Consider the following 18,006-nt stretch of genomic DNA (forward strand, 5'->3'; position numbering starts at 1 on the left):
GGGCGGGCCCGGCACGCCGTGGGGCGTGCCGGGCCGTTAGTAGCGGCGGCAACTGACGGTCGTTCAGGAAATACAGCCGGACTTCGCCGACGCGCTGATGCAGCCGGACTTGTCCGCGCTGATGCAGCCTTCCTTTCCGGACACCTTCGGCGAGTTGAGGGCGGTCCACTGGTTCCAGACATCGTCCTTGGCCATCTTCGCGATGAGCTTTTCCATGACGTACCTCCAGGAAAGGTGTGGGTGCGCGGCGGGGTGGATGCGCGTTCGCCGCCGCAATCGAAAGTAAAAGCAACACCAAGTGGAAGTCAAAGACGCGCAATGCGACACTGGCTCAAAAGCCGTTCGAGGCGGAGACTTTGGCTTGATCCTTTGGGGCGCGCGGGGCGCTATTCACTCCCTCTTCACCAACGCGACAGGGAATGTGCACGGGTGGGCCCCGGAGATCAAAAGGGGTCAATCAACTGGAGAGCACTGAACGGATCGATAAAGGGCAGACCGGCCGGAAGGGCCGCGCCGGCAGGGAGGCGCGGCGGCCGGAGCGGGGCGATGCGGGTGTTACCGGCCGGTGGACGCCGTGCGCCACAGGAAGATCTCGGTACTCGGCCGGCGCTCGGCGAAGCGGCCCGACGGGGAGGACGTCCGCAGCAGGCCGCGCAGCTCCGCCTCGAAGTCGTCCCGGCGGGGCCCGAACAGGTGCGGCGCGGAGTACGACATCGAGAACACCGCGGCCACGACGTCGCCCTCCGTGCGCTCAAGGGCCTGCCCCGCGGGAACCACGAGACGCTCCGGCCCGAGGTAGCCCGCCCGGGCGAACACCGCGGCCTCGCCTCCCGGCGTCCCTTGCGGCAGCACGCCCCTGCCCGCCCGCCTGACCGGCCCAAGACAGCGTCTGACCAGTTCGTCGATGGCGGCGTACGGCACCGGCGGGTGCGCGAGGCCCGCGACGGACCGGTCCTCCGACTTGAGGTCCGAGATGTGCGCGAGCGCCCCGCCCGGGCGCAGCATCCCCCGCACCGTGCGCGCCACCAGGTCGCGGTCCATCCAGTGGAAGGACTGGGCGAAGGTTGCCACGGTGAAGGTGCCGAGCCCCGCGGGCAGGTCCTCGGCCCGGGCCTCGACCCAGGTGGCCTTTTCGGCCACTCCCTGCTCGGCCGCCCCGCGCCGGGCCTCGGCGATCATCCCGGCGTCGGGGTCGAGCCCGACGATCTCGCCGAACGCGTGCGCGAGCCGCAGCGCGACGCTGCCCGGTCCGCATCCGACGTCGAGCAGCCGCCCGTGGCCGTCGAGTCCCAACGCCTCGGTGAGCGCGTCCGCGAGTCCGGGGGCGTACGGGAGCCGTCCGCGCTCGTAGTACGCGGCCGTGCCGGCGAACAGGGTGTCGTCCCACTGCCAGTCAGCGGCCACGTCAGCACACCACCGTTCATGAGTCACGAGGAGCCGGGCGCAAGCTGCCGATGATTCCACGGGCGGGGCGGGGTGGCGACGTCATTTCCGCGGGGCGGGCCCGGGCGGGTGACGCGCAGGGCCCGGGACGGTGGCCGCTGTCCGCCCGGGCGCGGCCCAGGCCGAGGGGCCGAAGACACCGGTGACCCGGGCGGCGGGGTCGGCGCCGTCGAGTGCCTCCAGGACCGGTACGAGCATCACGGCACCCACTCACCTCGGGCACATCGCGTTCACATTTTCCGGTCATTGAGGGGCCTCAAAGCGCCATCTCCGTAGGAAACCGTCCCTTCTGGCCCACGGCCGGTGCCAGAGTCCCCGTGCGGCGCCCAACAGGGCGCCGGTGGATGAACTACCTGACACCAAGGAGTTCTTTTCGTGGGGAAGAAAACCGCGACGCTGCTCGCGACCGCCGCTCTGGCCTCCATCACCCTCGCCGGCCAGGCGAACGCCGCCCCCGCACACCACGCCGCCACCCCCGCCACAAGCGCGACCACCCCGGGCATCCTGGCGAACCAGGTCCGGTACGCGCCCTTCACCCTCAACCACAACCAGTCCGTCAGCTCCGACACCGCCCGGCTGATCATGCAGTCCGACGGCAACCTCGTCATCTACGACGAGTTCAACCGGGCCAGATGGGCCACCGGCACCGTCGGCCAGGGCTGGACCATGCGCTTCCAGGAAGACGGCAACCTCGTCGTCTACACCCGCAGCGGCCGGGCCGTCTGGGCGTCCAACACCGATGGGCACCCGGGCTCACGCCTGGTCGTCCAGGACGACGGCAACGTCGTCATCTATGACGGCAGCCGGGCCATCTGGGCGTCCGGCACCGACCACTAGCGGACGACGCCAGTCCCTCCAGCCGTGCCACCGGCCGGGCCCGTGCGGGCCCGGCCGGTTCCATGAGCCCCTCCCCCCTCGCCGGTCCTCGCCGGTCTTCACGGGGAACCGGCAGGCGACCTGTCGTCGAACACGCCATGTACGGCTCATGCACTCTCCGCACCGCCTACAACCCCAGCCCTCGTCCCCCGCGTCGAACTCCGTGCCGGTCCGTGGGCCCCGCCGACGGACCGGTTCCACGCCCATCGAACCCACGGAGTTCACGTGCACCCGCGTTCACGCTTATCTGTCACCCGGCTGATGGCCACGGCCGCGCTCGCCCTCGCCACCCTCGCCGTCGGCGTGCCGTCCGCCCAGGCCGCGGACCCCGCCCCGACGGCACGTCACGCGCCGGACGACCCCTTCGTAGTGACCCTCTCCTCCTCCGTCTCCACGACCGACTTCGCCCACCGCAAGGTCGACCTCAGCGGCACCGTGACCCGGGCCGACGGCACCCCGGTGGCAAGCGCTCCGGTCAAGCTCCTGAAGACCGTCCTGTACGACACCTGGAACCCGTGGGGCGACCCCATCGACCCCATCGAGCGGGAGACGCTCCCCCTGGGCACCCTGCACACGAACGCCGAGGGGCAGTTCAAGGTCTCGGGCGTCCCGGCGGACCGCTGGCTGGACCGGCCCAGCGTCCATCTGTTCCCCCGCCACGAGGTCGAGTTCCAGGCCTCGTACGACCCGGGTGGCCCTTCGGACGGCCAGTTCGCCTACGCCGAGACCACGGTCGACGTCCGGACGGTCCCCAGCACCCTCACCTACAAGGTCAACAAGACCAAGGTGCGCGCCGGTGACACCCTCGTCGTCACCGGCAAGGTCAGCTGGCCCGCCGGGCACGGCCCGGTCGCGGGCACCCGCGTCCTGCTCCGGACCTACTACGAGTCCGCGTACGACGCGAAGACCACCACCGACGCGCGCGGCAACTTCACCGTCCGCGCCAAGATCCGTGGCTACGACCACAACTTCGTGCTCTTCTCCGCACCCAAGGACTACTACGTCGCGGGCGTGAGCAAGGAGCTTCCGGTCAAGAACGTCACGCCGCGGCCGGCACCGGCGGCCTGAGGTTCCCTGTCATGGTTTGACACACCTCACACAGATCCGTACGGGCGGGTTCCGATTGCCGACGGCGGCAGGGAGCAGGAGAAAGGACGAGGAGAGACAAGAACGAGACCCGCGAGGGGCAGGGCCGGCCGTGGCGCCGCGCCCCTGCCCCGAGAACGTACGGAGGTCCCATGACCCGCGCCATCGCCGTCGGAGTGGACGGATCCGCCGAGAGCCTGGCCGCAGCCGACTGGGCGGCGGCCGAAGCCGCGCTGCGCGGCGTGCCCCTGCGGATCGTGCACGCCAGGCTCAAGGCGTCGACCGACGCGGCCGTCACCCAGGACAGGGACGAGCAGGCCACCGCCGCCGACGCCTACGTGCGGGAGGCCGTGACGCGCGTGTCCGGCCGCCACCCGAACCTCACGGTCACCTCCGACGTCGTCCGGGCCGCCCCTGTCGACACCCTGCTCAAGGAGGCCGAGCACGCCGAGATGCTGGTGCTCGGCTCGCGCGGGCACGGGGCCCTCGTCGGCTTCCTGCTCGGGTCGTACGGACAGCAGGTGATCGCCGACGCACCAGGCCCTGTGGTGTCCGTACGGGCCGGGACGGGGACGGGGACGGGGGCCGCGGCCGGATCCGAAGGGGCCGGCGAGGTCGTCGTGGGGCAGCACGGGGAGCCGGAGGACAGCGAGGCCGTGCTGCGGTTCGCCTTCGAGGCCGCGGCCGCCCGCGGCGCGCCCCTGCGCGCGGTGCGGGCGTGGGCCCTGCCGCCGATGTACGGCTACAACACCGGCATGCTGCACGTCGCGGACGAGGCCGGCGGCCTCGAACCGCTCGAACAGCAGGCCCTGACGCGGGCGCTCGCCCCGTGGCGCGAGCGCTTCCCCGACGTGCCCGTGACCGAGCACGTCGAGATCGGCAGCGCGGGCCAGGTCCTCCTCGCGGCCACCGCCGACGCGGACCTCCTCGTGGTCGGCCGCAAGACGCGCCGCTCCCCCATCGGCACCCGCATCGGCTCCGTGGCCCACGCCGCGCTGCACCACGCGGGCTGCCCGGTCGCGGTCGTTCCCCCGGCCTGAGCGCGGGCGCGGCCCGGTGGGTCCCACCGGGCGGCGTGCCCTCAGCAGGTGGTGCCGTCGGGAACCTCACGCAGCCCGACCAGGTAGTCGTCCACGCGCCGCGTGACGCACGCGCCGCCCCGGCCGTAGGCGGTGTGCCCCGGCGCCTCGTACGTCAGGAGCATGCCGCCGGGGAACTGCTCCGCCAGGCTCTCGGCCTCCTCGTACGGGGTGGCCGGGTCGCCGGTGGTGCCGACCACGAGGACCGGCGGCGCTCCCCCGGCCTCCACCCGGTGCGGCCGCTCCGCGCCCGTGGGCAGGTCCTTGCACGCCAGGACGCTCAGCACGCTCGACGCGCCGTACAGGCCCGCCTTCTTGTCGGCGCGGTCCAGGGCGTCCCAGTACGGCTGCGCGGTGCGGGGATAGGCGGTGTCGGCGCAGGAGACGGCGAGGATGGCGGCGTCACTGTTGTCGGCGGAGTCAGGGGAGTCGGGGGCGTCGGCGGGGCCTGCCGGGCGGCGGCCCGCGCCCCGCGAGCGCGCCGCGCGCTCTTCGCCGTCCGGCTCGTCGGCCTCCGACAGCTCCGCGAGCTTCGTACCGTCGCCGCGGGCCGCCGCGCGCAGGGCCGCGGAGAGCGGCTTCCATTCCTCCTCAGGCGTGTACATCGCCAGCGAGACGGCGTCGACGACGTCTGCCGTGCCGAGGCCCTCCTCCTCGCCGTCGACGGGCAGCGGATCGTGTTCCGTACGCGCGTACAGGCGCTGGATCAGGCGGCGGATCTCGGCGGGGTTCGCACCGGGGCAGCCGCTGCCGACGACGTCCGCGCACTGCGCCGCGTAGTCGTCGACGGCCCTGCGGAAGCCGGTCGCCTCGCTCAGGGCGCGCTGCTCCCAGCCGAGGGAGGGGTCCACCGCGCCGTCCAGGACCATGGCGCGCACCCGGCGCGGGAACTGCTCGGCGTAGCGGGTGCCCAAGTGCGTGCCGTACGACCAGCCCACGTAGGTCAGCTTCCGCTCACCGAGGGCGGCGCGCAGCACGTCGAGGTCACGGGCGACGTCCCGGGTGCCGACCTGGCGCAGCAGGCCGCGGCTGCCCTTGCGGCACGCGGTGGCCTCCGCGCGCGCGTCGGCGAGCGCCCGGGCCCGCGCGGCGGCGGTGCGGGGAACCGGAGGCTGGTCCTCGGCCCCCTCGTCGGCGACGGCCTCCTCGTCGTCCGGGCAGTCGAGCGCGGGGCGGCTGCCCGCGACGCCGCGCGGGTCGAAGGAGACGATGTCGAAGCGGGCCCTAGCCTTGGCGCCGAACGACTCGGCCCCGCCGTCCTTGAGGTCGGCCACCCCGGACTCGCCCGGGCCGCCCGGGTTGTACACGAGGGTGCCGACGCGCCGTTGCCCCGCGGTGGTCGCGGCTTTGGCCACCGGCAGGACGAAGGTCTTCCCGTCGTCCGGGTGGGCGTAGTCCCTGGGCACGGTGAGCCGGGCGCACCGGACGTCGCCGCAGTCCTTCCACTTCAGCCGCTGCCCGTAGAAGCGCCGGAGTTCGGGCCGGGTGGCGGGGTCGGCGGCGTCCGCCCGCGGCCGCGCGGGGTCGTCGCCGCCCTGCGTGGTGCAGCTCGTGAGCGACAGGGCGGCGACGGCCGGGAGGGTCAGGGCGAGCACGCGTATCCGCGCGGGGTGCTTCAGGGACGTCAGGTACTTCGGGTACTTCAAGGGGGTGCTCCTGTGTTTCGGTACGCCCCAGGGTCTCTCATCCGCCGCTCAGCATCGGCAGCAGCACCGCGGCCGACCAGCTGAAGTGGGGCGAGTTGAGCGGTGCTCCGGTCAGCGGGTCGTAGTTCTCCATCACCGGGCCCCGGCCCGTGAGCCCGGCCGCGTGGGTGAGCAGCCGGTCGGTCAGGGCGCGGGCATCGGCGGTGTGGCCGTACCGCCGCAGTCCGGCCTCGGCGAAGTACGCCTGGTCCAGCCAGACCGGTCCGCGCCAGTAGCGCCGTGGGGCGAAGTAGGGCGAGCTGCGGGCCACCGTCGGGAAGGGTACGGGCGTGGCGAACTCGCCCGGGTCGGTGAGCTTGTCGCGCACGGCCGCGGCCTGCGCGGGTGACGCCGTGCCGGTCCACAGCGGGACGGCGCCCTCGATGCCCCGCCCGCGCGCGGTGAGCGGGGAGCCCTCGGTCAGGTCCGTGTCATGGAACCAGCCGCTCCGCGGGTCGTACATCCGCGCGCGCACCGCCGCGTGCGTGGCCCGGGCGCGGGCTCGCCAGTGCCGCTCCCCCGCCTTGTCCCCCAGCTCCCGCGCGATGGCGGCGAGGTGGGTCTGGTCGGCGGCGAGGTAGGCGTTGAGGTCGACGGACTCCTGGGTGAGGGAGTAGCCGATCACGCGGCCCGACGCGTCCCGGTTGGCGACGACGGAGGTGCCGAGGTCGGCGTCGAAGCGCGGCGCGTTGTCCATGCCGCTCTCCCAGGCGGCGGCGAGCCTGCGCTGCTCCGCGCTGTCGTTGGCGGGGTCGACGGTCGCCCCGTACTCGGCGAGTCCGTCCCGGTCGTGGTCACGGTTGCGGTACCACCACGCCTGGTACGCGGCCAGCTTCGGGTACATCTCGCGCAGGAAGCCGCGGTCGCCACTGCGGTCGTGGACCTCCCGGACCGCCCACGCGGCCAGCGGGGGCTTGCTGTTGCGCTCGTTCCAGTTGCCGCCGCCGTCGGAGGGGGCGTTGTAGAAGACCGCGTCCGGGACCATCCCCGCGTCCTGCGGCCTGCTCGTCGAACCGGGGCGGATCTGGTGGTCGAACATGGCGCGGACCTGCGCCTCGGCGAGCCGCGGGTCGAACCGGGCGGTGCCGACGGCCTGCTTCCAGGTGTCCCAGGCCCAGACGCCGCCGGCGAACCACTTGTACGACAGCGAGGGGCTGATGGCGTCGTGCCGGATCCGCCCGGCGGCCGAACGCCAGTTGGTGACCAGTGTCTGGAGCGCCTTCACGGCGACGCGGCGGCGCGCGGGCGGGACGGGGCCGGTGACGGCGGCGACGTAGCGGCGCCAGCGCGCGTCCCCGGCCGCCGCGACGGCGGCAGGGCGGGACAGGGCGCGGCGTACGGCGGCCCGCTCGCGCGCCCGCTCGGGGGCGGTGAAGGTGTAGCTCTCCGTCCAGGCCAGGGTGCGGGCCGCGCCGGGGGCCAGGCGGAGCGGAGCGGTGAGTTCGGTGCGGTAGGTGTCGTGCGCGAGCGTGGTGCGGACGGGCTCGCGGTGGGTGATCTGGAAGCGCTCGGTGCCGTCGGTGAGGTAGTCCCACTTCTCGCGCACGCGCGCGAAGTCGACGGCGACGCCGCGCGGCGTGGTGGTCAGCGAGGGCGCGTCACGCTGCGGTCCTTCCTCGGGACGCAGCAGGCCGCCGGACCAGTCGGCGGCCAGGGTGCGCGTCGCACGGCCGCTGTTGTGCACACGGGCGCGGACCAGCGCGGTGCGGTCGGTGGCGAACCGCAGCTCCAGCGTGAGGTCGAGGCCGTCGAGGCGGTAGCGCTGGCGCAGCAGCCCCGGCAGCGACGTGAAGCGCGGAGAACCTCCCCCGGCTAGATCGAGCGTTCTATCCGCTTCCTTCAATCGGATCCTGCTGAAGGATCTGCTCAGCCACCAGGGGTACTCCTGGGCCATGTACAGGGGCCCGGTGAAGCCGCCGTACGTCGTCGGGTCGGCCGTCTCAGGCAGGGCGTACGCGTGCCAGGCGCCCCGGTCGGCGAACACGCCGACCGGGTTGAACTCCCCTGGGAACGCGGACTTGGGGGTTCCTTCGAGGTCGAGGACGTTCTCGTAGGCGGCCGGGCCGCCCGGCTCCGGGGTGTCACGGGCGCCCGACGGGGACGCCGTGCCCACGGCGAGGACGAGCGCGAGGAGGAGCGCGGGCAGGCCGCGAGAGGGAGTCACCGTGAACTCACCCGCATCGGGATGCCGTCGGCAGCCCAGAGCACGAACCGTTCGATCGGCGTGACCTCGTGCCCGGGCACCGGCCGGAACGTGAGGCGTTTGAGGAGGACCGCCAGGACGAGTTGCGCCTCGACCGTGGCCAGTCCTGCGCCTTCGCAGCTGCGGGGGCCGAGGCCGAAGGGGATGTAGGCGAACCTCGGCCGCTTGGCCGTCTCTTCCGGGGTGAAGCGCTCGGGGCGGAACGTCTCGGGCTCGGGCCAGTGGTCGGGGTTCAGATGGACGGCCCAGAAGGGGTAGAAGAGGGTCGTGCCCGCGGGGATCTCGTACCTCCCCAGGGTGAGGGGCTCGGTCGTCTCCCGCGCGCCGTACGGACCGGGCGGGTAGAGCCGCATCGCTTCCTTCAGGGTCATGTCCAGGTACGTCAGCTGCCGCAGATCGGCGTACGTCGGCGCGGCGCGCTCCCCGAGCACGCGGTCCACCTCCTCGGTGACGCGTGCGGCCACCTCAGGGTGCCTGCCCAGCAGGTGCAGGGTCCAGGAGACGGCCACGCCGGTGGTGTGGTGGGCGGCGAGGAGCGTCATCATGACGGTGTCGCGGATCCGCGCGGGGCTCTGGCCCGCCTCGACGAGCGCGCCGATCAGATCGCTCCGGTCCGCGCGGCCGCCGGAGCGGTGTGCCGCGACGACTTGGTCGACCGTCGCCCGGAGATAGGCGAGCGCCTCGTCCGCGCGCCGGGCCCGCTCGTCCTGGGTGCCGGGGACGGGTGCCTGGTAGAGCCGTCCCAGGTATTCGGTGAGCACCGTCTCGAACGCGCCGCTCACCTTGTCGGGGTCCGTGGAGTCGCCGCCCAGGGAGTAGGCGCAGATCATCCGCAGCGTGAGGGCGGTGAGGTCCTTCTGCAGTTCGACGGGTTCGCCTCCGGACCGCGCGGCCCAGCGGTCCGCGAGGGCCGTGGCCAGCTCGGTGAACCGCGCGAAGTGTCGCTCGTGGGAGGGGCGTCCGGCGAAGACGGAGAGCAGCAGCCGGCGCCACGGGCCGTGCTGGTCGGCCGCGAGGACCTGGAGGTTGTCCGCCTCGCACAGCGGGTCCAGGAACGCGAAGAGCCGCTCGGGCCGTTTGTCGATGTGGGCCGTGGCCTCCAGGAGCACGGGGTCGGCGATCGACACGGCGTCCTGCGCCCCGGGGAGCTGGAACCGTACGACGGGTCCGTACGCGGCGTGCAGACGCAGTTGATAGGTGTGCAGTCCGCCCGCGTCGGCGATGGCGCCCACGCCGCCGTCCGGTCGGGGCTCGGGGCCCGGGATCTCCATGGCCGCGTTCCTTCCCACCCCGCGGGTCGGACACACGTCCGTATCCGGAGATTACGCGGACGCCCCGCTCACACCCTGCGCCAGCGCGCGCTCGCCCACGAGAAGACGCCGAAGGCCATCAGCGCCACGGCCAAGGCGACGAGCAGCCACGGCCCGGCCGCGGTGTGGCTGAAGGAGCGCAGGGTGTCGTCCATGCCCTTGGCCTCGCCGGGTTCGTGCCGGACGGCGGCCACGACGAGGAACGCGCCGGCCGTCGCGAAGGCGCAACCCCTGCCGCATCCGCCCACCACCCCTAGGACGTCGACGGCCCGGCGCACCGGAGCGGACATCTCCCCCATCTTCAGTCGGCGGCGGTACTTGCGCAGGGCGGCCCTGGCGATCATCCACAGCCCGGCGGCCACCACGCCGAGGCCCACCGCGCCCACGATCCACTGCCCGCCCCGCCAGTCGAGGACGGTCGCGGTGACGTCGTCGACCTGGCGGTCCGACGAGCCGCTGCCGCTGCCCTTGTCGCCCGTGACGTAGGCCAGGACCAGATAGCTGACCACGCCGTAGAAGACGAACCGGCCCGCCGACAGGAGGCGTTTGCCCGCCTTGCGCCCCTCGGGGCCCGCCTGCCCGAACAGGGCCTCCGAAAGGCGCCACAGCGCCATCCCCACGAGGCCGAGGCCGAGGAGCCACAACAGGGCTTCCCCGAAGGGCTTCTGGGCCAGCTCCGTCAGCGCCCCGCCCCGGTCGGCCTGCTTCCCGTCGTCGTCGGAGAGCGCGATGCGCAAGGCCACCACGCCGACCAGCACATAGATCGCCCCGCGCGCCATGAATCCGGCCCGCGCCGCGATGTCCACCACCCGGCCGCGGGCCACCCGTCGCGCCCGGCCTGCCCCGTTTCGCACTGCCCCATCAAAACCCATGGTGGCCGGATCCCCCGGGACCTCCCGGTCATGCCCCTGACGCGCCAAAGAGGGACGTACGCCACCGGGAGCAGGACGACCTATCGGCACACAATGGTCCAGACCATATGTTTTCGCTTGACTATGCGGGCGCTCGCAATTCTACGCGGGTAGCCCCTTCCCGCCTCTTGCGACGGCCGCAACCCATCTGCCAGATTCGCCACAGCCTTTGATGGCATGCACGCGACAGGAATACCCACCTTCCGCGTGTACTCGTAGTCGCATACCTATGCGGCTCAGTCCTCATGACGGACGCTCCACCCCCACACAATGGAGACGAACGTGCGAATATCCAGACTTCTCCCGGCATGCGCGGCCGTAGCCCTGACCGTCCTCGGGCTCGCCCCCACCGCCGTCGCGCAGGCCTCCGCGGCCGAGCGCGCCCCCGCCGCCCCGGCCACCACGTCGGCCCAGCCGATCATCGGCGGCGGCTACGCCAGCAACGCCCCCTGGGCGGCCCGGCTCTTCTCCAACGGACGGCAGACGTGCACCGCCACGATCGTCGCCCCGACCTGGATCCTCACGGCCAAGCACTGCGTCAGCGGCGGCGGCCTCTCCTTCCGCATCGGCAGCCTCGACCAGACCACGGGCGGCACCACGGCCAACGGCGTCAGCGTCACGAGCCACCCGTCGGCGGACATCTCCCTGGTCAAGCTCGACCGCTCGGTGTCGGCCACCTACTCGCCGCTCGGCCAGCCGGGTTCGGTGACCGTGGGCCAGTCCGTACAGGTCTACGGATGGGGCGCGACCTCCCAGTGCGGCCAGGAGATCAACTGTCAGTCCCGGCTCCTGAAGGTCGCCAACGTCACCGTCACCGGTGGCTGCCGCGACGCCTACCAGGGCCAGGCCATCTGTGCCCGCCGGGGCAACGGCATCACCGCGGGCGGCGACTCGGGCGGCCCCATGATGGCGGGCGGCGTCCAGGTCGGCGTGGCCTCCACGAGTGACCGCCAGACCACCACCGCGTACACGAACGTGACGGCGTACCGCTCCTGGATCCAGAGCGTGGCCGGCGTCTGAGCCACCCCTCCCCTCCGCGCGGCGCCGCGCGGAGGGGAGCCAGCTCCCTGTTCGGCCGGCTCCTCGCCGAGATCCTGGCCCTGGACCCGCGGCAGACCGCGGAGTTCGCCCTCGCCGAGGCGCCGGAGGTCCGGGCCTGAGCCCGCCCCCGCGTGCGGCGCCCGCGACGCCGAGCCGCTCACCGTGCAACCGCGGAACCGCGGAACCGGGCACGGACTCAGGAGCCACGACGACCGCACTCGCCTCTCGCCGCGTGCGGGACGCGCGCCGACGCCGCGCCCGGCACCACGACGGGTCGGAAGCAGGCCCCCCGGGCCCCGGCCGCCACTGCCGGGGTGTGCCCCGAACCACACGCATCAATTCCCCCGGGTGCCACCACGGGCACTTCAGAAATCGAACGAGGAATCGCCTTGATTCCCGGGAATAAGGCGGTACAAGAAAAGGCTTTCGCCGCTACACTCGCTCACCTGGATATCCGGCTTCGGGGGATTTCGGGGGAGGATCACACATGGCCGATGATCCACGTTCACAGGATTCGACCGCGCGTCGCGGACGCCGCCGCCCCTGGGCGCGGGAAGTGCCTCCGGAGGCCGCGGAAGCCATCATGGGAGTTCTGCAACTCCTCGGTGACGCAGCGATCAAAATCGCCCAAGTACCGCGCCCGTTGCAGCTGAAGAAGCTCACCTTCGACGAGGTCGTCCGCTATTTCGTGGAGGAGCGTCCGGACGCGCCTCAGGTGCACCACGGCGCTCTCCTCACCCGACAGGGGCTTTCCTACGGATTCCCCTGCCTCCAACTGTTCGTCGACCGGGGCAACAGACCCTGCCTGCAACCCTCAGGGGAGCCGTACGGCAGGTTCGTGGTGGCGAAGGAGCTGGACGGTGAACTCCTGGGGATGTTCGGTGGGCGAGAACTCATCATCTTCGAGTAGCGCCCCGCCCGGGAGCGGGCCAGTGCGGGAGGAATCGATGGGGAAATGGGTGGCCGTGGCCGCCGGATTGGCCGTCGCGGTGCCGTTGCTCGTGGCGGGGTTCCGCGCCCGCAGGAGGAGGCGCCACCCGGACACAAAGATCGACCAAGCGGAAATGAACCGCTGGTTCCGACGGCGTCGCTGATACCACGACGGGCATCCGTGACGAGTCCGTAGTCACATCCGAACGACAGCAGCAGAGAAACGAACAGTATCGGGGGGAAAGAAACCTATGGATCCACTCTCCCTCATCGCCGCGATCGCCTTCTTCGGCTATATCGCGGTGGTGATCGTCTCCATCACCGTGGAAATCATCACGGAATGGTTCCGGGCGCGCGGCAGGATCAAGGCGGACAACGCCGACGCGATCGCCTTCTCGCTCGCCGAGCGCATCGCCAACAAGGACTACGCCAAGGTGGGCGGGGTGTTCGACAAGACCCCGACGGCCGCGTCCACACGGATCGTGCAGGGCTTCTTCGACGAGCGGACCGGACGGGTGGTCGAGGCGCGGGCGCTCGCCAGCAGCCGCCAGCCCGGCGCCGACGTGGTACGCCACCACGCGGCGGGCCGCGGGCTCGTCGTCTACACCTGAGGGGCAGCGGTGGAACCCATCAGCCTCATCCTGCTCCTGATGGCGGGGGGCTTCGCCGCCGGGGCCGTCCTCGCCCTGGTGACCTGGGAGATGGTGGACGGCTGGATCTCCGCGCGAGCCGTGCGGGGCGGCTACGCGGAGATCCTGTCCGAGCGCCTCGCCACCGGCGACTACCACGTCGTCGGCGGCATCTTCAGCCCGTACGGCGTCAGGACGGCGACCCAGATCTGGGACGCCCACGCCATCGACCCCGAACTCGCCCGCAGGCTCCGCACGTCGAGGGGTGTGATCCGTGTCCAGACATGAGCGCGGCCTCGAAGACCACGGCACGGACCACGGTTCCTGGTCCACGCCCCGCCTCTTCCTGAGCGGCTTCCCCGCGGACGTCCCCGACCGGGAGCTGGTGAAGTTCCGGGTCCGCCTCTTCGCGATGCTCGGCGAGATCGTCGACCACCACCGGCCCGGCCCCTTCGTCCTGAGCGCGGGGTACGGCACCCTGCCCCCGCGGCCCGGCCAGGCGCCGTCGCCGTGGCCCGCGCAGGAGGAGCCGCAGCCACCCGCCTTCTCGACGGTCGAGCCGCTGTACACCTTCGACCAGCTGGTCCTGCCCGAGGAGACGGTCAGCAGGCTGCTCGACTGCGTCTCGCTCGTGGAGGTGGCCCCGCTCGTCTTCGACACCTGGAACCTGCGCTCGATCGAGCCCCATCCGTCCACGGCGGTCAACTTCCGGGGCCCGCCCGGCACCGGCAAGACCATGGCCGCCCACGCCATCGCGCACCGGCTCGGCCGGCGCATCCTGTCCTGCCGCCTCTCGGACCTGGAGAGCAAGTACCACGGCGAGGGACCCAAGAACCTCGCCGCGCTGTTCGCCGCGGCCAAGGAGCAGAACGCGGTCCTCTTCGTCGACGAGGCCGAGTCACTGCTCTCGCGCCGGTTCGCCCAGCCCCAGCAGGCCGCCGAGAGCGCCATCAACTCCATGCGCACCGAGCTGCTCATGGCGCTCGACACCTTCCAGGGCCTGGTGATCTTCGCGAGCAACCTGCCGCACAGCTACGACGCGGCCGTCGAATCCCGGTTGCTGCACGTCGACTTCGCCCTGCCCGACCACGCGGCCCGGCGCCGCATCTGGCAGACCCACCTGCCCGCCGAACTGCCGGTGCACGAGGACGTCTCGGTGGAGGAGCTGGCCGACGTCGGCGACGTCTCGGGCAGGGACATCAAGCTGGCGGTCATCCTCGCGGCGGTCGGCACGGCCCGTCGCCGTCAGGACGCCGTCACACGGGACACGCTGCTCGCCGCCCTCAAGGAACAGCGCACGCCCCCGCCCACACCCCCGGCGCCGGACGGGCCGGGGGCCGAACTCTCCGCCGAACTCTCCGACGAGAGCAAGAAGTCGGTCGCCGACCAGCTGCGCCGACGCCTCGCCGACGCGCGCGCCGAAAGCGGCGCGCGGCAGGAGGAGGACGGAGGTGACGCGGACGCCCCCGCCTGAGCCGCGCCGGGACAGGTGCGCGTGGTCTGCCGCGGGCGGCGCCCACGGCGGGCCGCGCGCTCAGGCGTCGTCCTCCTCGGCGTCGTCCGGGGTGAGGGAGGGGGCCAGGTACAGCAGGAGGTTGGGCGAGCCCGGACTGACCTTGAGCACGTTCGGCGTGGCCGCGTCGACGAGCCGCTGCTTCAGCTCCGCCGGGGTGCTCTTCTCGTCGTCGTCCAGGGCGAGCAGGACGGCCCCGGTGGCGTAAGGAGCCGCGAAGGACGTGCCGCTGACCGTCGCGGAACCGCCGCCCATCCTCGCGGTGACGACCTCGTGCCCCGGGGCGTACAGGGTGACGCAGCGGCCGTAGTTGCTGGTGGGCGACTGGATGTCCCTACGCGTGCTGTTGCCGACGGACACGACGCTCGACGCGCGCGCGGGCGAGCGCAGGCAGGCGCTGCCGCCCTGGTTGCCCGCGGCGGCGACGGTCAGGATGCCGTGGTCCTGCGCGAGGGTGTCGACGGCCGCGTCGGTGGTCGGGAACATCGGCGAGCTGAGCGAGGAGTTCACCACCGAGGGCCGCACGGCGTTCTTCGCGATCCACTCGTAGCCCGCGAGCAGGCCCTCACTGGTGCCCCTGTTCTTGCAGTTGAGGACGCGCACCGACACCAGCTTGGCCTTCCGCGCGACCCCGTAGGTGGCCCCGGCGGCGAGGGAGGCGACGCTGGTGCCGTGGCCGTAGCAGTCCTTGCCGTCGTCGCGGAAGGCGTCGAAGCCCAGCGACGCCCGGCCCTCGAAGGCGGCGTGGTCGAAGTCGATGCCGCTGTCGAGGATGTACGCGGTCGTGTCCTCGCCGTCCTCGCCGGGGGTGAAGGAGCCGTCGAGGGGCAGCCCGCGCTGGTCGATGCGGTCCAGGCCCCACGAGTCGGTGGGCTCCCCCTGGCGCCGCCAGGCCGTGCCGCGCGGGCCGGAGATGACGCCGACCTGCTCCACCGCCACCACGCCCGGCAGCCGCCGTACGACACCCAGCTGGCGCGGGCTCAGATCGACGGAGAAGCCGTTGAGCACCTCGCGGAAGGTCTGGCGCACCGGGAGGCGCCACTGCCGCGCCGCCCGGTCGGACGGCACGTCCGGAGCCAGGGTGACGATGTAGCGGCCCGGCAGGGCGTGGGCCGCCTCGTGCACGGGGGCGGGTGCCCGCTGCCCGGCCGTCGCGCCGGGGGCGGCGAGGAGACCGGTCGTGAGGGCGGCGGCAGCGACGGCGACGACGGCGCGCCGGGGTGGACGGGGCATGTGGTGCTCCTGGTGGGGGTGGGGGCTTGTCTCACACGGCCGGCAGGCCGCTCTGTATCTCTCACCGGGCCGCGGTCCGGTCTACCCGCCCGTCCCCCCGATGGCGCACGCCCCCGTTGACCCACGGAACAGCGGGACGCGGCCGGTGGTGTACTCCCGGGGCGGCGGCGACGCGCGCCCTCCCGGGCCCCGCGGCGCCGGGCTGCACGGCGAGGGCCGCCGACGGGGTCGGCCCCGACGGGCGTGTCACCATCCAGCTGTGGCACGGGCAGACCGAGATCGCCGCCGCGACGCCGTGACCGTCAACGGCCGGGTCCGGGCGGTGCCCGCGCTCCTGGACAGCACCTCACGCGGGCCACCGGCCTGGCGCGGGTCGTCGGCCTGAGCCACTCCGTGTACTGGACCCTGCGGGACCTGGCCGAGCTGCTCGGCCTCCCGTACGACGAGATCACGTACCGCGCGGCGGGCGTGCGGCGTTCTTCAGGGTGGCCTCCTCCGGGATCCCGCCCCTGTGGGGCCCCGGCCGTTTAGGATCCCACCGTTCCGCCGCACAGCCAGGAGGTGCAGATGCCCGCACCGGAGAAGCCCCGCCTACTGGTCTCCTTCGATCAGTACCTGCCGTACGTGTCCTCCGAGCAGACCGGAGCGCTGTGGAAACTGGCGGAGGAGGGACGGCAGCTCGACGCCAACCTGATCAGACTGCCTCCGGCGGGCGGCGTACCGGCCCATGTGGAGCACGCCCTGGACGTCCTGCTGGTCGTGGTCGCGGGCGACGGCCATCTGGACGGTGACGGCGAGCAGCTCGCGCTGGCCGCCGGGTCCGTGGTGTGGCTGCCGCGCTCCTCCCGGCGCGCGCTGAGCGCGGGAGCACACGGTTTGGTGTACCTGACCGTGCACACGCGCCGCCCGGGCCTGAGCGTCGCCGCGCGGGAAGGCGGTGAGGCGCCGTGCTCCCTGGACCGGGTCTGCCCGGAGTGCGGCAGGATGCGGGCCGAGTCCGGGGCACCCTTCTGCGCGTGGTGCGGCGAGCGGGTGACCGCCGCGACCTAGAGCCGGGCCCACGCGCGACGGACGTACAGCCTCCGTGACGGCCCCGCCGCCCCGTCGCGCCTTCGCGTGCGCCAAGGGCCGGGTGCAAACTGGTGTGGCATGACGCGACTCACAGGCCCCGAGGCCCATCAGCCGACGACCGAGCCGGAGTTCCCTCCTGAGGATCCGAACAGCGGCGCCTCGGCCTGACGCGTACGACGCCTTCGGCAGGAAACGTTCGCGGAAAAGTGTTGTCCCCGCGCCTCCCGCTCGGTCTCCCCTGTGTCGGATCGACCGGCGATCACCACAGAGTGGAGCGGACATGCATCTGGGCAAGGGCAGCGCCGACGAGGAGCGCGGGCGTCATGGGCGGAGCAGGCGTGGGCTGAAGGTCCGTGTCCTGGCGGGCGGGGCCGTGGCGGCGGCCGCTCTCGCGTCGGTGGGTACGTTCGCGCTTGCGGACAGCTCGGGCGACGAGAAGCCGGGCGCCACCGCCCCGCGGGCCGAGGAGCCGTCGAAGCGCCCGGCGCTGGGCAAGACGGCGCGGTATCAGAAGCAGCTCCTCACCCTCGTCAACGCCGAGCGGGCGAAGGCGGGTTGCCGGCCGCTGCGGCTTGACCGCAGGGTGCAGGCCGCCGCACAGGCCCACGCCAAGGACATGGCGGCGCGCGACTACTACGACCACACCAGCCCGGAGGGCAGGAGCGCGGGCGACCGCCTGCGGAAGGCGGGCTACCGGGCCGGGGCGTGGGGCGAGAACATACACAAGGGGCCGAAGGGCCCCAAGGCCGCCATGCGGGACTGGATGCGCAGCTCCGGGCACCGCGCCAACATCCTGAACTGCGCGTACAAGGACTTCGGCGCCGGCGTCAGTCTGAAGGCCAACGGCCCGTGGTGGGTGCAGAACTTCGCCAGCAAGCTCTGACGCCGCGGACCCCGGGCCCGGGGGGGGGGGGGGGGGGGGGGGGGGGGGGGGGGGGGGGGGGGGGGGGGGGGGGGGGGGGGGGGGGGGGGGGGGGGGGGGGGGGGGGGGGGGGG

The 18,006-nt window shown here is 72.8% G+C and carries 18 protein-coding genes and 1 pseudogene; 11 read left to right on the forward strand and 8 right to left on the reverse strand.

The genetic code is table 11. The features are described 5' to 3' along the window. Window positions 1-63: 63 nt before the first annotated feature. The 3 genes from AC07GB_RS15015 to AC07GB_RS15025 all read right to left on the reverse strand — a co-directional run bounded on the left by AC07GB_RS15015 (window position 64) and on the right by AC07GB_RS15025 (window position 1,644). Window positions 64-216 (reverse strand): hypothetical protein, encoded by a 153-nt coding sequence (locus AC07GB_RS15015; RefSeq protein WP_199818785.1) that lies wholly within the window; start codon window positions 214-216, stop codon window positions 64-66. Between the two features lie 339 nt (window positions 217-555). Next, complete coding sequence (locus tag AC07GB_RS15020; RefSeq protein WP_478845337.1) at window positions 556-1,404, reverse strand: class I SAM-dependent methyltransferase; 849 nt, start codon at window positions 1,402-1,404, stop codon at window positions 556-558. Window positions 1,405-1,485: 81 nt separating this feature from the next. Continuing rightward, the gene (locus AC07GB_RS15025) at window positions 1,486-1,644 is read right to left on the reverse strand and encodes a hypothetical protein (protein WP_478845339.1); all 159 of its coding nucleotides are present in this window, start codon (window positions 1,642-1,644) and stop codon (window positions 1,486-1,488) included. A gap of 174 nt (window positions 1,645-1,818) precedes the next feature. Between AC07GB_RS15025 and AC07GB_RS15030 the strand changes: the two genes are divergently transcribed. The 3 genes from AC07GB_RS15030 (at window position 1,819) to AC07GB_RS15040 (ending at window position 4,445) form a co-directional block, all read left to right on the forward strand. Beyond that, the gene (locus AC07GB_RS15030; protein ID WP_478845341.1) at window positions 1,819-2,280 is read left to right on the forward strand and encodes a hypothetical protein; all 462 of its coding nucleotides are present in this window, start codon (window positions 1,819-1,821) and stop codon (window positions 2,278-2,280) included. A gap of 300 nt (window positions 2,281-2,580) precedes the next feature. After that, the gene (locus AC07GB_RS15035) at window positions 2,581-3,387 is read left to right on the forward strand and encodes an acyl carrier protein (RefSeq protein ID WP_478845343.1); all 807 of its coding nucleotides are present in this window, start codon (window positions 2,581-2,583) and stop codon (window positions 3,385-3,387) included. Between the two features lie 170 nt (window positions 3,388-3,557). Beyond that, complete coding sequence (locus tag AC07GB_RS15040) at window positions 3,558-4,445, forward strand: universal stress protein (RefSeq protein ID WP_478845345.1); 888 nt, start codon at window positions 3,558-3,560, stop codon at window positions 4,443-4,445. A 41-nt stretch (window positions 4,446-4,486) separates the two neighbouring features. On the opposite strand, the gene AC07GB_RS15045 is transcribed toward AC07GB_RS15040, so the two are convergent. The 4 genes from AC07GB_RS15045 to AC07GB_RS15060 form a co-directional block, all read right to left on the reverse strand. After that, entirely contained in the window at window positions 4,487-6,130 is a 1,644-nt protein-coding gene (locus AC07GB_RS15045; protein ID WP_478845347.1) for an alpha/beta hydrolase, read from the reverse strand. A 37-nt stretch (window positions 6,131-6,167) separates the two neighbouring features. After that, entirely contained in the window at window positions 6,168-8,333 is a 2,166-nt protein-coding gene (locus tag AC07GB_RS15050) for an MGH1-like glycoside hydrolase domain-containing protein (RefSeq protein ID WP_478845349.1), read from the reverse strand. Continuing rightward, window positions 8,330-9,643, reverse strand: coding sequence for a cytochrome P450 (locus AC07GB_RS15055; protein WP_478845351.1), 1,314 nt, complete (start codon window positions 9,641-9,643; stop codon window positions 8,330-8,332). The genes AC07GB_RS15050 and AC07GB_RS15055 overlap by 4 nt, the downstream gene beginning before the upstream one ends. 68 nt (window positions 9,644-9,711) lie before the next feature. Further along, window positions 9,712-10,554, reverse strand: a complete 843-nt coding sequence (locus AC07GB_RS15060; RefSeq protein ID WP_478845353.1) for a DUF1206 domain-containing protein — start codon at window positions 10,552-10,554, stop codon at window positions 9,712-9,714. A 321-nt stretch (window positions 10,555-10,875) separates the two neighbouring features. On the opposite strand from AC07GB_RS15060, the gene AC07GB_RS15065 reads away from it, so the two are divergent. From AC07GB_RS15065 to AC07GB_RS15085, 5 genes are all read left to right on the forward strand, one after another. Continuing rightward, window positions 10,876-11,613 carry a S1 family peptidase gene (locus AC07GB_RS15065; RefSeq protein ID WP_478845355.1) on the forward strand — a complete coding sequence of 246 codons (738 nt, stop codon included), beginning with the start codon at window positions 10,876-10,878 and terminating at the stop codon, window positions 11,611-11,613. 604 nt (window positions 11,614-12,217) lie between these two features. Continuing rightward, on the forward strand, window positions 12,218-12,544 hold the full coding sequence (locus AC07GB_RS15070; protein WP_478845357.1) for a hypothetical protein: 327 nt from the start codon (window positions 12,218-12,220) through the stop codon (window positions 12,542-12,544). Window positions 12,545-12,815: 271 nt separating this feature from the next. Continuing rightward, window positions 12,816-13,175 (forward strand): hypothetical protein, encoded by a 360-nt coding sequence (locus tag AC07GB_RS15075; RefSeq protein WP_478845358.1) that lies wholly within the window; start codon window positions 12,816-12,818, stop codon window positions 13,173-13,175. A 9-nt stretch (window positions 13,176-13,184) separates the two neighbouring features. Then, a complete protein-coding gene (locus AC07GB_RS15080; RefSeq protein WP_478845360.1) occupies window positions 13,185-13,481 on the forward strand; it encodes a hypothetical protein in 297 nt (98 codons plus the stop codon). After that, window positions 13,468-14,667 (forward strand): ATP-binding protein, encoded by a 1,200-nt coding sequence (locus AC07GB_RS15085; RefSeq protein ID WP_478845362.1) that lies wholly within the window; start codon window positions 13,468-13,470, stop codon window positions 14,665-14,667. The genes AC07GB_RS15080 and AC07GB_RS15085 overlap by 14 nt, the downstream gene beginning before the upstream one ends. Before the next feature lie 60 nt (window positions 14,668-14,727). Here the strand turns inward: AC07GB_RS15085 and AC07GB_RS15090 are convergent, their stop codons facing one another. Further along, window positions 14,728-15,939 carry a S8 family peptidase gene (locus AC07GB_RS15090; RefSeq protein WP_478845364.1) on the reverse strand — a complete coding sequence of 404 codons (1,212 nt, stop codon included), beginning with the start codon at window positions 15,937-15,939 and terminating at the stop codon, window positions 14,728-14,730. Window positions 15,940-16,278: 339 nt separating this feature from the next. Here AC07GB_RS15090 and AC07GB_RS15095 point away from each other — a divergent pair. The 3 genes and pseudogenes from AC07GB_RS15095 to AC07GB_RS15105 all read left to right on the forward strand — a co-directional run. Then, window positions 16,279-16,422 (forward strand): annotated as a pseudogene (locus AC07GB_RS15095) (alpha-glucosidase/alpha-galactosidase); the annotation flags it as partial. A gap of 84 nt (window positions 16,423-16,506) precedes the next feature. Further along, on the forward strand, window positions 16,507-16,989 hold the full coding sequence (locus tag AC07GB_RS15100; RefSeq protein ID WP_478845366.1) for a cupin domain-containing protein: 483 nt from the start codon (window positions 16,507-16,509) through the stop codon (window positions 16,987-16,989). Window positions 16,990-17,290: 301 nt separating this feature from the next. Then, window positions 17,291-17,893, forward strand: a complete 603-nt coding sequence (locus tag AC07GB_RS15105; protein ID WP_478845368.1) for a CAP domain-containing protein — start codon at window positions 17,291-17,293, stop codon at window positions 17,891-17,893. Window positions 17,894-18,006: the final 113 nt, after the last annotated feature.

Source organism: Streptomyces sp. NPDC045778, assembly GCF_056431945.1.

Bases quoted from the DNA above. Each gene is read 5' to 3' on its own strand.
- AC07GB_RS15070 (WP_478845357.1), top strand. From the start codon at position 12,218: ATGGGAGTTCTGCAACTCCTCGGTGACGCAGCGATCAAAATCGCCCAA.
- AC07GB_RS15100 (WP_478845366.1), top strand. From the start codon at position 16,507: ATGCCCGCACCGGAGAAGCCCCGCCTACTGGTCTCCTTCGATCAGTAC.
- AC07GB_RS15055 (WP_478845351.1), bottom strand. From the start codon at position 9,643: ATGGAGATCCCGGGCCCCGAGCCCCGACCGGACGGCGGCGTGGGCGCC.
- AC07GB_RS15060 (WP_478845353.1), bottom strand. From the start codon at position 10,554: ATGGGTTTTGATGGGGCAGTGCGAAACGGGGCAGGCCGGGCGCGACGG.
- AC07GB_RS15105 (WP_478845368.1), top strand. From the start codon at position 17,291: ATGCATCTGGGCAAGGGCAGCGCCGACGAGGAGCGCGGGCGTCATGGG.
- AC07GB_RS15075 (WP_478845358.1), top strand. From the start codon at position 12,816: ATGGATCCACTCTCCCTCATCGCCGCGATCGCCTTCTTCGGCTATATC.
- AC07GB_RS15035 (WP_478845343.1), top strand. From the start codon at position 2,581: ATGGCCACGGCCGCGCTCGCCCTCGCCACCCTCGCCGTCGGCGTGCCG.
- AC07GB_RS15090 (WP_478845364.1), bottom strand. From the start codon at position 15,939: ATGCCCCGTCCACCCCGGCGCGCCGTCGTCGCCGTCGCTGCCGCCGCC.
- AC07GB_RS15040 (WP_478845345.1), top strand. From the start codon at position 3,558: ATGACCCGCGCCATCGCCGTCGGAGTGGACGGATCCGCCGAGAGCCTG.
- AC07GB_RS15015 (WP_199818785.1), bottom strand. From the start codon at position 216: ATGGAAAAGCTCATCGCGAAGATGGCCAAGGACGATGTCTGGAACCAG.